The sequence below is a fragment of the Kitasatospora sp. MBT63 genome, from assembly GCF_000710465.2.
Taxonomy (GTDB): Bacteria; Actinomycetota; Actinomycetes; order Streptomycetales; family Streptomycetaceae; genus Kitasatospora.
Window position 1 is genome coordinate 14920 of the sequence record NZ_JAIZ01000582.1, and the last position, 12208, is coordinate 27127.

At 76.4% G+C, this 12208-nt stretch carries 6 protein-coding genes; 4 read left to right on the forward strand and 2 right to left on the reverse strand.

Going from position 1 to position 12208, the window contains the following annotated elements; all coding sequences use genetic code 11:
• Positions 1–55 precede the first annotated feature (55 nt).
• A complete protein-coding gene (locus AA75_RS30570) occupies positions 56–982 on the forward strand; it encodes a DMT family transporter (RefSeq protein ID WP_033823573.1) in 927 nt (308 codons plus the stop codon).
• Between the two features lie 189 nt (positions 983–1171).
• Here the strand turns inward: AA75_RS30570 and AA75_RS30575 are convergent, their stop codons facing one another.
• Positions 1172–2110 carry a zinc-binding dehydrogenase gene (locus tag AA75_RS30575; protein ID WP_033823552.1) on the reverse strand — a complete coding sequence of 313 codons (939 nt, stop codon included), beginning with the start codon at positions 2108–2110 and terminating at the stop codon, positions 1172–1174.
• 88 nt (positions 2111–2198) lie between these two features.
• Between AA75_RS30575 and AA75_RS30580 the strand changes: the two genes are divergently transcribed.
• Positions 2199–2642 (forward strand): MarR family winged helix-turn-helix transcriptional regulator, encoded by a 444-nt coding sequence (locus AA75_RS30580; protein WP_033823553.1) that lies wholly within the window; start codon positions 2199–2201, stop codon positions 2640–2642.
• Between the two features lie 148 nt (positions 2643–2790).
• Here the strand turns inward: AA75_RS30580 and AA75_RS30585 are convergent, their stop codons facing one another.
• A complete protein-coding gene (locus AA75_RS30585; protein WP_051813781.1) occupies positions 2791–3678 on the reverse strand; it encodes an alpha/beta fold hydrolase in 888 nt (295 codons plus the stop codon).
• Between the two features lie 281 nt (positions 3679–3959).
• On the opposite strand from AA75_RS30585, the gene AA75_RS30590 reads away from it, so the two are divergent.
• Positions 3960–10847 (forward strand): type I polyketide synthase, encoded by a 6888-nt coding sequence (locus AA75_RS30590; protein ID WP_033823554.1) that lies wholly within the window; start codon positions 3960–3962, stop codon positions 10845–10847.
• Between the two features lie 89 nt (positions 10848–10936).
• Positions 10937–12208 (forward strand): polyketide synthase (locus tag AA75_RS48160; RefSeq protein ID WP_149038470.1); only part of this gene is annotated, 1272 nt, incomplete at its 3' end.

Here is a 12208-nt window from a genome sequence, read left to right on the forward strand (position 1 = left end):
GTCCATGAAGAAGGTCGCTCTTGGCTTCAAGATCCCGGTGCTGCACCGTAGGGACGTGATCCAAGCCCGCCGCACGGATGCGGTCCTCCTGCTCGTCGCCCTGGTCTGGGGTTCCAGTTATCTGGCCGCCAAGACCGCCACCGCCGCCCTGCCGGTGCTGGTGGTGCTGTTCGCGCGCTACCTGCTCTCCGCCGTCGCCTGCCTCGTCCTCGCGACGCCGGGCCGGCGGCGCGGGTCCTGGACCCGGGCGGAGGTCCGGGTCGGGGCGGTGCTGGGTGTCACCCAGGCGGCCGTCCTGGTGCTGGAGACGTTCGGGGTCGCGCACACCAGCGCCGCCAACGCCGGGCTGATCATCAGTCTGACCATCGTGCTCACACCGCTGCTGGACCGTTCGGCCGGCACCGGCCCGCTGCCGCCCCGGTTCTTCGCCGCGACGGCGGTGTGCCTGCTGGCCGTCGGGCTGCTGATGTCCGGCAACGGCTTCCACCGGCCGGGCACCGGCGACCTGCTGATGCTCCTCGCCGCGGTGGTCCGCGCGGCCCATGTCGCGCTGGTGGGCCGGCTGACGGCCCGGCACCCCGTGCGGCCGATGCAGCTGACGGCGGTCCAGACGGTGGTCGGGACGGCACTGTTCGCGCTGCCGGCCGCGGGCGGGGTGCCGGCACTGGCCCAGGCGCCCGCCGCGGCCTGGGCGCAGCTCGGGTACCTCGCGCTGTTCTGCAGCGTGTTCGCGTTCGTGGCCCAGACGTGGGCCGTGCAGCGGACCTCGGCCAGCCGGGCCAGCCTGCTGCTGGGCACCGAGCCGGTCTGGGCCGTGGCGGTCGGCATCTGCCTGGGCGGGGAGAGGTTCGGCGTGTTCGCCGCGCTGGGCGCGGTGCTCATGGTCACGGGGACGTACTGGGGCCAGGCCGTCGAACGGGCGCACCGCGCCACCGCCCACCGGCGGACCCCGAGCCGGGCCACGGCACCGGCCGGCACCTGAACCCCCGCCACCCACCCGGCCGTCAGGGCCCGCGGCACGGTCGGGACGGTCGGGACGGCACCTCGGGCCGTGGCGGGCGCGGGGTGCCGGGGGCGGCCACGACGGTGGGGCATCGGGGTGATCACACGCGTCTGCGTGTTCCTCGGCAGCGGCACCGCTGCGGCGTCGGTGATCCGGCGTCGCCCGTGATCACCGGGACGGCGCCCGAGGGACCAGGACGACCTTGCCGAGGTTGCGGCGCTGCTCGATCAGGGCGTGGGCCCGGGCGGCATCGTCGAGGGGGATCTCCTCGTGCACGACGGTGCGCAGGGCGCCCGCGTCGCGCATCTGCCAGAGCTCGCGCCGCCAACGGTCGTAGAGTTCGGGCTTGCCGACGGCGATGGCCCGCATCTGGAAGCCGATCACCGAGGCGCCGCGGACCAGGAGTTCGTACGCCTCCACCGTGCCGCCGCCCGAGCTGAAGGCCACCAGCCGGCCGCCCGTCGCCAGGGCCCGTACAGCGGGGCCGAGAAGGTCACCGCCGACGCCGTCGAGTATGACGTCGTACGGGGCGCCCCAGTCGGCGTCCTCGTAGCGGACGACCTCGTCGGCGCCCAGCCCTCGGACGAAGTCGGCCTTGTCGGCGCTGCTGACGGCGGCGACGACGCGTGCCGCCCCACCGGCCTTGGCGTACTGAAGGGCGAGCGTGCCCACGGCGCCGGCCGCCGCCGTGACCAGGACCGACTCGCCGGGCTCGACACGCGCGGCCTCGTAGGCACCGCGCGCGACCAGCCCGCTGCGGACCAGCGCGACCGCCTCCACGGCGGTCGCGCCGTCCGGGATCGGGGACGTCATGGCGGTGTTCAGCACCGCGAACTCGGCGTAGGCGTCGGCGAAGCACAGCCCGGTGACGCGGTCCCCGACGCCGAAGGCGGTGACTCCCGCACCCAGGGCGACGATCACCCCGGCGACCTCGCCGCCGAGCGGGACCGGCCCGCTGCCCTCCCGCACCTTGCGCACGGTGGGCAGGGTCACCCCGACCGCCTCGACCCGGATCAACACCTCTCCGGCTGCCGCCTCGGGCCGGTCGGCCTCCTCGGCGAACAGCAACTCGGCTCCACCGTCGACCTCATGGCGGATGCGCAGCACAGACCTCCCCGATCCGGACTCATTGGATGCCCCAACGATAGGGCGAGTTTCATTGGGAAGTCCAATGACTTTTGGATAGTCTGGGTCCATGACCTCCGACCTCCGACGCATCCAGTCCCTGCCCACGTGGCTCGTCGGCCGTGTTGCGGCGCGCGGCCGGGCCATGGTGGCCGACGCCATCGCCGCGGAGGGGCTGAAGCTCATGCACCACGCGGTACTGGCCGCGACGGCCGAGTACGGGCCCGCCACCCAGGCCGACCTCGGCCGTCGGCTGGGCGTCGACCCCAAGGACATGGTCGGCTTCCTCGACCACCTCCAGAAGGAGGGCCTCGTCCTGCGCGCCCCCCACCCCTCGGACCGCCGCAAGAACGCCGTCACCGTCACCCCGGAGGGCACGGCCGCCCTCACCCGCTGCGGAGCCCTGGCCGAGGCCGCCAACGCCGAGCTGCTGGCACCCCTCACCCCGGACGAGCAGCGGCAACTGCTGGCCCTGCTGAGCCGGCTTCACGAAGCACCGGAGACCCCGGCCTGATCACAGGTGACCGACCGGACGGCTCCTGAGCCCCACCTGGACGCGCCGGCGAATCGCCCGGGTACGGCCGGACGAGGGCGCTCCGCCGGCCCGCCCGGCCGGGCGCCCGACGCCGCGCACCGATCCGACGCGAACCGTCGGACACCGCCTAGCGCGGCCCGCCGGCCGTGTCCGGGTGGGCGCCGCGGGTCCAGGCGACCAGGTCGCGGGCGAGCGGGGCGGCGTGGCGGGCCCAGCGGAAGTGGTCGAGGGGGCCGCCGGCCGCGTCCCGGGCGGTGTAGCCGCGGCGGTCGACCGGCGCGTTCGGCACCTTGCCGCAGAGGTGGTCGACGGCGCCGGGCGGCGCGAGGCGGTCGCCCTCCACGTCCACCGCGAGCACCGGCACCCGCAGGCCGCGCAGGGTGTCCTCCATGTCGGCGCCGGCCAGCCGGTAGCGGCCGGTCCGGGCCTGGTGGGCCCAGTCGATGATGACGCCGGCCGGCTGGCGGCCGCCGAAGCCGAGCCGGTGGCCCGGCCAGTGGCCGAGCGCGGCGGCGGTGAGGGCCATCAGCCGGCTCGCGACGAACAGCCCGGGGGCCCGCCGGCCGTACGCGCGGTGGTAGACGGATCCGGCCGCGACCAGGGCGACGGCGTCGGGCGCGGGGGTGCCGCGTTCGGCCGCCTCGGCGGCCTGGACGAGGGCGAGTTGCCCGCCGAGGCTGTGCCCGCAGACGGTGAGGGCGGCCTGCGGCAGGCGCGTACGGATGACGGCGACAGCCGCGCCGAGGTCGTCGGTGAGCTGGCGGTAGCCGGTGGTGCGGGGCACCTGCCCGCGCGCGCCGCTCCCCCGGTGGTCCAGCACCAGTGCGGTGGCGCCGGCGGCGTGCAGGTGCTCGGCGAACCGCCGGTAGAACCCGACCGGTGTGCCCATGGCCGGGGAGACCAGCACCACCGGCGCACCCGGATCGTCCTGGGCCAGCCCGTGCAGCGGGAAGGCGGCACCGTCGGGCGCCTCGACCTCGAGGTGGCGGGGAAGTTCCGCCCGTGTCTGCGGCATCCGACGGAGTATGGCACACGCGTACGACACGGGGGACGCCCGCGCCGCCCGCCGGGAGAGCGGCAGAGCGTCAACGACCCTACCCCAACGGGGCATTGACATGGACCTGCAACCAGGACTTAACCTGGCGTGCGCTACCGATCGGTAGCTTCGGTTCTGAACCGGACCGGGTCAAGTCGCACGGCACCTCCGAACACCCCGCGGAGGAGCAGCCCCCGTGCGCCCCGGCCCGGGAGTCGCACATGCCCCCAACCGCGTCGTGACTCACCCTCGGAGAGCCCATGAGGCCCACTTTTCCGCCGGCCGACCTCGTCATCGGGATCACCCCCTTCCTCGAACCCGACGCCGGCCTCGCGGAGGCCCTCTGCCGCGCCGGAGCGCTCGGCGTACTGGACCTCGGCACCGGCGACCGGCACGCCCGCGAGCAGCTCGCCGCACTCCGTGAACGCGCCCCGGGCCGCTTCGGCCTGCGGGTGCAACCCGGCTGCCGGCTCTCGCCCGCCGACCTCGACACCCCCGGCGCGGCCGCACCGCACACCCTCGTCCTGCCCGCGGACCTGCCCGGCTGGGACCTCGGACCGCTCGGCACCCGCTACCGCCTGCTGGCCGAGGTGACCGACCTGGCCCAGGCCCGCGCCGCCGTCGGCGCCGGGGCGCACGGCCTGATCGCCCGCGGGGCCGAGAGCGGCGGCCGGGTCGGCGAGTTGAGCACCTTCGTGCTGCTCCAGCAGTTACTGGGCGCCCCGGAGCTCGGGGTACCGGTGTGGGCGTGCGGAGGCATCGGGCCGCGCACCGCGGCGGCCGCGGTCGCCGGCGGCGCCGCGGGGGTGGTGCTGGACAGTCAGCTCGCCCTGCTCGCCGAGTCCTCGGCCGCGCAGCAGGCCGCGGCGGCCGTCCGCGGCATGGACGGCTCCGAGACCGTGGTCCTCGACGGGAGACGGGTGCTGCGCCGCGGCACCCCGGCCGCCCCGGCCCCCGCACGGCCCGCGACCGCACCACGCGGCATCGAAGCGCCCGCCACCGAAGCGCCCGCCACCGAAGCACCCGCCACCGAAACGTCCGCCACCGAGCTGGCGGTCGGCCAGGACGGCGCCCTGGCACCGGTCTTCGCCGACCGATGGGGCACCGTCCCCCGGGCCGTCCGGGCGGTACGGGAGGCCGTCCTGGACGGGCTGCGGACCGCGGCCGCGGCCCGGACCGAACTCGGCGAGCGGTCGGCGCTGAGCCGGGCCCTCGGCACCCGGCTGCCGGTGGCCCAGGGTCCGATGACCAGGGTCAGCGACCGGCCCGGGTTCGCGGCGGCGGTCGCCGAGGCGGGCGGCCTGCCGTTCGTGGCCCTGGCCCTGGCCGGGCCGGAGCACTCCCGCGACCTGCTCGAACGGACCCGGACCGCGGTGGGCGCGCGGCCCTGGGGCGTCGGCGTCCTCGGCTTCGCGCCCGAGGAACTGCGCGCGGCCCAGCTGGCCGAGGTACTCGCCGCCCGCCCCACCCACGCCGTGATCGCCGGCGGACGCCCGGCCCAGGCACGGGTGCTGGAGGAGGCCGGGATCCGCACCTACCTGCACGTGCCCTCCCCCGGGCTGCTGCGGCAGTTCCTGGAGGACGGGGCCCGCAGATTCGTCTTCGAGGGCGCGGAGTGCGGCGGCCATGTCGGGCCGCGGCACAGCTTCCCGCTCTGGGAGGCGCAGTCGGCGGTGCTGGAGGAGTTCCTCGACGCGGCGGCGCCGGACAGGCCGCCGGTGGAGGTGCTGTTCGCGGGCGGCGTGCACGACGAGCGCTCCGCCGCCATGGTGGCGGTGCTGGCGGGACCGCTGGCCGCCCGTGGCGTCGCGGCCGGGGTGCTGATGGGCACCGCCTACCTGTTCACCGAGGAGGCGGTCGCGCACGGGGCCGTACAGCCGCTGTTCCAGCGTCAGGTGGCGGCGGCGCAGGCCACGGAGCTGCTGGTGACGGCTCCGGGCCATGCGACGCGGTGCGTGCCGAGCCCGTTCACCGCCGAGTTCCGGGCGCTGCACGAGCGGCTGCGCGCCGACGGGGTGCCGGACCGGGAGGTCTGGGAGCGGCTGGAGCGGCTGAACGTGGGCCGGTTGCGGATCGCCGGCAAGGGCGTCGACCGGGTGGCGGGCGAGCTGACCGCCGTCGACGAGGCGGGCCAGCTGGAGCAGGGGATGTTCATGGCCGGGCAGGTCGCCGTGGTGCGGTCGGCCACCACGACCATGGCCGCTCTGCACACCGCCGTCAGCGCGGGCGCGGCGGACTTCCTGACGGCACGGGCCGAGGAGCTGACGCAGGAACTCGGCCTGTCCCCCGCCGCCGCGGCACCCGAGCCCGAGCCGGAGCCGCTGCGGATCGCGGTGATCGGCATGGCGGGCATGTTCCCGAACGCCCCCGACCTGCCCGCGTTCTGGGCGAACGTGCTGGCCGGCGTGGACTCCGTCACCGAGGTCCCCGCCGAGCGCTGGGACCCGGCGCTCTACCACTCGCCGGACGGCGGACCCGGCACCACGCCCTCCAAGTGGGGCGGTTTCCTGCCGCCGGTCCCGTTCGACGCCCTGTCCTACGGCATCCCGCCGGCCGCATTGGCCAGCATCGAGCCGGTCCAGCTGCTGGCCCTGGAGGCGGCCCGCCGGGCGCTGACGGACGCCGGGTACGACGGGGGCGGCCCGGAGGGCGGCCGGGCCTTCGACCGCTCGCGCACCAGCGTGGTGTTCGGGGCGGAGGCGGGCAGCGACCTGTCCAACGCGGGCGTACTGGGGGCGGTGCTCCCCGCCTATCTGGGCGCGGTGCCGCCGGCCGTCGCCGAGCAGCTGCCGAAGCTCACCGAGGACTCGTTCCCGGGCATGCTGGCCAACGTGATCTCCGGGCGGATCGCCAACCGCCTCGACCTGGGCGGCGCCAACTTCACCGTGGACGCGGCCTGCGCCTCCTCGCTGGCCGCGCTCGACGTGGCCTGCAAGGAGCTGACGGCGGGCACCGCCGACCTGGCCCTGTGCGGCGGCGCCGACCTGCACAACGGCATCAACGACTACCTGCTCTTCGCCTCGGTGCACGCGCTGTCGCCGACCGGGCGCTCCCGCCCGTTCGACGCGGCGGCGGACGGCATCGCGCTGGGCGAGGGCGTCGGCTGCCTGGTGCTGAAGCGGCTGGCCGACGCCGAACGGGACGGCGACCGGGTGTACGCCGTGGTCCAGGGCGTCGGCAGCGCCAGCGACGGCCGCTCCCTCGGCCTCACCGCCCCGCGGCCCGAGGGGCAGCGGGCCGCGCTGGAGCGGGCGTACCGAGGCGCCGGGGTCGACCCGGCCGCCGTTGGCCTGGTGGAGGCGCACGGCACCGGCACGGTGGTCGGCGACCGCACCGAACTGGCGACGCTCACCGCCGTGTTCACGGCCGCCGGCGCGGCGCCGGGAAGCTGCGCGCTGGGATCGGTGAAGTCGCAGATCGGGCACACCAAGTGCGCGGCGGGACTGGCGGGCCTGATCAAGGCCTCGCTGGCGCTGCACACCGGGGTGAAGCCGCCGACCCTGCACCTGACCCGCCCGAATCCGGCCTGGGAGGCGGCGAGCAGCCCATTCGCGTTCCACAACGAGCCCAGGCCGTGGGCCGAGCCGACCGCCGAACGGGTGGCCGGGGTAAGCGCGTTCGGCTTCGGCGGTACCAACTTCCATGCCGTGCTGACCGGTTACGACGGCCCCTCACCGCTGCACGGGTCGCAGCAGTGGCCGGCCGAGCTGTTCCTCTTCCGCGGCGGTGACCGGGAACGAGCGCTTCGCGGGGTGACCGAACTGCTGCGGCTGGCGGAGGCGGAGGGCTCGCCGTGGCGGCTGCGCGACCTCGCGCTGGCGGCCTGCACCCGGGCGGAGTCCGGCCACGGGCCGGTCCAGGTAGCGGTGGTTGCCTCCGGCGTCACGGAACTGGCCGCACTGCTGCGCCGCGCGCTGGACGGGGAGCACGATCCGGCGGCCGGGGTGCACCTGGCCGAACGCGGCCCGGTCGGCGGTGAGGTGGCGTTCCTCTTCCCCGGCCAGGGCAGCCAGCGTCCGGGGATGCTCGCGGAGCTGTTCACCGCGTTCCCGGCGGTGCAGCGGCATCTGCTGCTGGGCCGCGCGTACGCGGACGTGCTGTACCCGCCGACGGCGTTCACCCCCGAGGCGCGGGAGGCGCAGCGCGCGGCGGTGACCGACACCAGGGTGGCCCAGCCGGTGCTGGGCATCGCGGAACTGGCCGCGCACGAGCTGCTCGGGCTGGCCGGGGTCCGCCCGCAGCTGGCGGCCGGGCACAGCTACGGCGAGCTGGTCGCGCTCTGCGCGGCCGGGGCGCTGGCGGCGCGGGATCTGCCGGAGATCAGTGCCCGGCGGGCGCTGGCGATCCTGGACGCGGTCGGCGAGGGCGAGGACCCGGGGTCGATGGCCGCGGTGGCGGCCGCGGCCGAGCAGGTCGAACAGGTGCTGGGCGACGCCGGACTGGCCGGCCGGGTGGTGGCGGCCAACCACAACGCGCCGCGGCAGACCGTCATCTCGGGTGCGACGCCCGAGGTCGCGGCCGCGACGGAGCGGCTGCGCGAGGCCGGGTACGGGGTGAAGCGGCTGCGGGTCGCCTGTGCGTTCCACAGTCCGCTGGTCGCCGGCGCGGGTGAGCGGTTCGCCGACGCGCTCGCGGGCTGGCAGGTGCGGGCGCCGGAGTTCCCGGTCTACTCCAACCGGACGGCCGCCGCGTACCCGGCCGACCCGGCCGCGGTCCGGGCCGGGCTGGCGGCGCAGGTCGGCGCCCCGGTGCGGTTCGTGGCCCAGATCGAGGCGATGTACGAGGCGGGTGCCCGGGTGTTCGTGGAGGCCGGGCCGGGGTCGGTGCTGACCGGTCTGGTCTCGGCGGTGCTCGGTGACCGGACGCACCGTGCGGTGCCGCTGGAGGGGCGGCGCCGCGGCCTGCCCGGGTACCTGGACGCGCTGGCCGAACTGGCCGTCGCTGGTGTGCCGGTGAGCACCGCACGGCTGCTGCACGGCCGCGGCGCGGTGGACGCCGGCCGGGCGCGGGCCGCGCGGCGGCCCGGCTGGACGGTGGACGGACAGCTGGTCCGCACCGCCGCCGGAGAACTGCTGCCCGGTGCGCTCGCACCGGCCCGACCCGTACCGGAGGCACTGGTGGCCGCACAGGACGCACACACGCACGTCCACGCGCACCGGAGTGGGGACGCCCTGGTGGCGGACTTCCTGAGCAGCAGCCGGGAGTTGATCGCGGCGCAGCGCGATGTGCTGCTGACGTACTTCGGCGCGGCGGGCGTCGCGGCGCCGGCGGCGGTTGCGGCGCCCGCCGTCCCGGTGCCGGCGGTCGCGGCGGCGCAGCCCGAGCCGGCGCCCACCACCGACGCGCCACCCGCCCCCGGCGACCTCCTCACCACCGTCATCAACGTGATCAGCGAACGCACCGGCTACCCCGCCGACATGATCGAACCCGACCTCGACCTCGAAGCCGACCTCAGCATCGACTCCATCAAACGCACCGAAATCATCGGCCAACTCGCCCGCCACCTCAGCAACACCACCACCACCGACCTCACCACCCTCGACGACCACCACCTCGAACAACTCACCAACGCCCGCACCGCCGCAGCCATCACCAACTGGCTCACCACCCACACCACCACCCCCACCCCACCCACGACCGCACCCACCACCGACACACCTCCGGCGCCCGCCGTGGTGGGGCACGAGCCGGTACGTCTGCGGTTGCTGCCCGTGCCGCTCCCGGCGCCCGCGGGGTCGCCGCAGCTACTGGCCGGCCGGCGCGTCGCGCTGCTCGGCTCGGACGGCCGCGGCGCGGCCGAGGCGGTGGCGGCGCTGCTCTCCGGGCACGGCGCGCAGGTGCTGTCGCTGGACGCCGAACATCTGCTGTCCGCGGGCGACGGGCCGGTGGACGGGGTGCTGCTGCTCGATCCGCTGGCCGCGCACGGCGCGCCGGTGCTACCGGGCTGCGTGAGCGTGCTGCAGGCCGCGCTGGCCGGCGGGCCGCGGTGGCTGTTCGCCGTCCGTGCGGCCTCCCCGGACGCCACAGGCCGGACGGACGGGCTGCGCGGACTGCTGCGCAGCCTCGCCCGCGAGTACCCCGGAACCTCGGCCCGGCTGGTGGAGTTCGAGCCTTCGGTGACACCGGCCGGGCTGGCCGAGGCGCTGGTCGGCGAGCTGCTCGCGGAGGACCGCGAACCGGTGGTGCTGCACGGCCCGGCCGGACGTCAGGGCCTGTCCCTGGTGGAGTCCGGTCTCGGACTGCTGGCGAGCACCGGTGCGGGGCCGGCCGGTGACGGTGCGGCGGAGGCCGCCGCCCTGGGGCTCGACCGGGACTCGGTGGTGCTGCTGGTCGGCGGGGCGCGCGGGATCACGGCGCGGTTCGCGGCGGCGCTCGCGGCGGCCTCACGCTGCCGGTTGGAGCTGCTGGGCCGGACCGCACCGCCGGAGGGCCCCGAGGACCCGGTGACGGCTGGCGCCAGGGACCGGTCGGCGCTGCGGGCGGTCCTCGCCCGGCAGGGGGTTCCGCTGCCGGAGGTGGACCGTGCGGCGTCCCGGCTGCTGGCCGGCCGGGAGGTGGCGGCGACCTTGGAGGAGCTGACCGCGCTGGGTTCGGCGGCCCGCTACCAGGCGGTGGACGCGGCCGACCCGGCGGCCGTGCGGCAGGCGGTCAAGGAGGTGTACGCGGCGCACGGCCGCCTGGACGGGGTGGTGTACGCGGCGGGCGTGATCGAGGACCGGGTGTTCGCGGACAAGGACCCGGAGTCCTTCCGGCGGGTCTTCGCCACCAAGGCGGACGGCGCCCGGGCGGTGCTCGACGCGCTGGCGGAGCTGGCGGCCGGGCCGCGGTTCACGGTGCTGTTCGGCAGCATCGCGGCCGCTCTGGGCAACCGCGGCCAGGCGGACTACGCGGCGGCCAACGACGCGTTGGAGGCGCTCGGTGCCCGCTGGGCAGCGGGGACCGGCCGGCGGGCGCTGACCGTGCACTGGGGGCCGTGGGCGCCCTCCGGCCCGCACGGCGGCATGGTGTCGCCGGAGCTGGCGCTGGACTACGCGCGCCGGGGCGTACGGCTGATCGACCCGGGCGCGGGCACGCTGGCGCTGCTGCGCGAGCTGGCCTGGGGCGAGGAGTCGGTGCGGTCCGTGGTCTACACGGCGTCGGGCTGGTGACGGCCGTGGCGAGCTCCCAGGCGTCCCCGGCCTCCCCCACCTCCCCCGCGTCAGCTGCTGCCCCGCAGGTGCCGGTCGCGGTGGTGGGCATGGCGGTGCTGCTGCCGGGCGCGCCGGACCTGGCAACGTACTGGCGCAACCTGCTCGGCGGCGTCGACGCGATCACGGAGGTGCCCGACGGCCGTTGGGACGCGGGGTTCTACGACCCGTCGGCGGCCTCCGGGCCCGCTGCCCCGGACCGGCTGTACTGCCGGCGCGGCGGCTTCGTGGACGCGCTGGCCGAGGTGCAGCCCACCCGGTTCGGCATCATGCCGAGTTCGGTGTCCGGGACCGAACCCGACCAGCTGATCGCCTTACAGGTGGCGGCCGCGGCCATCGCGGACGCGGGCGGCCCGGACCGGCTGCCCGACCGCGACCGGATCGGGGTGGTGCTGGGCCGGGGCGGGTACCTGACGCCAGGCCTGGTCCGGCTCGACCAGCGGGTCCGTACCGCGCACCAGCTGGTGCGCACCCTCGGCGAACTGCTGCCCGACCTCACCGCCGGGCAGCTGGCCCGGGTGCGGGAGGCGTTCACCGAGCGGCTCGGCCCGGACCGGCCGGAGTCGGCGATCGGGCTGGTGCCCAACCTGGCCGCCTCCCGGATCGCCAACCGGCTCGACCTGCGCGGCCCTGCGTACACGGTGGACGCCGCCTGTGCGTCATCGCTGGTCGCCGTCGACCAGGCGGTCGGCGAACTGGCCGGCGGGCGCTGCGATCTGGTGCTGGCCGGCGGGGTGCACCACTGCCACGACGTCACCCTGTGGAGCGTGTTCGCGCAGTTGCGGGCGCTCTCTCCGAGCGAGCGGATCCGGCCGTTCCACCGGGGCGCCGACGGTCTGCTGATCGGCGAGGGCACGGGGGTGGTGGTGCTCAAGCGGCTCGCCGACGCCGAGCGCGACGGCGACCGGGTGTACGCGGTGGTCCGCGGCACCGGCGTGGCCGGCGACGGACGCACCGCCGCGCTGGCCAGCCCCGACCCGGGCGGACAGAGCCGGGCGGTGCGGGCTGCCTGGCGGGCGGCCGGGCTGGACCCGGCGGCGCCGGACGCGCTGGGGCTGCTGGAGGCCCACGGCACCGCCACCCCCGCCGGGGACGCCGCCGAACTGGCCACGCTGGCCCAGGTGTTCGGTCCGGCGGTGGACGGTGAGCGGCGGGCCGTACTCGGCTCGGTGAAGTCGATGATCGGCCATCTGATGCCGGCCGCGGGCATCGCCGGGCTGGTCAAGGCGGCCCTCGCCGTCCACCACGGGGTCCTGCTCCCCACCCTGCACTGCGACGACCCGCACCCCGCCCTGGCCGCCACCCGCTTCCGCACCGTCCCC

What these genes read in the sequence shown, in the direction of transcription:
- AA75_RS30585 (WP_051813781.1), bottom strand. Translation starts at nt 3,678, where the DNA reads ATGCCGCAGACACGGGCGGAACTTCCCCGCCACCTCGAGGTCGAGGCG.
- AA75_RS30590 (WP_033823554.1), top strand. Translation starts at nt 3,960, where the DNA reads ATGAGGCCCACTTTTCCGCCGGCCGACCTCGTCATCGGGATCACCCCC.
- AA75_RS30580 (WP_033823553.1), top strand. Translation starts at nt 2,199, where the DNA reads ATGACCTCCGACCTCCGACGCATCCAGTCCCTGCCCACGTGGCTCGTC.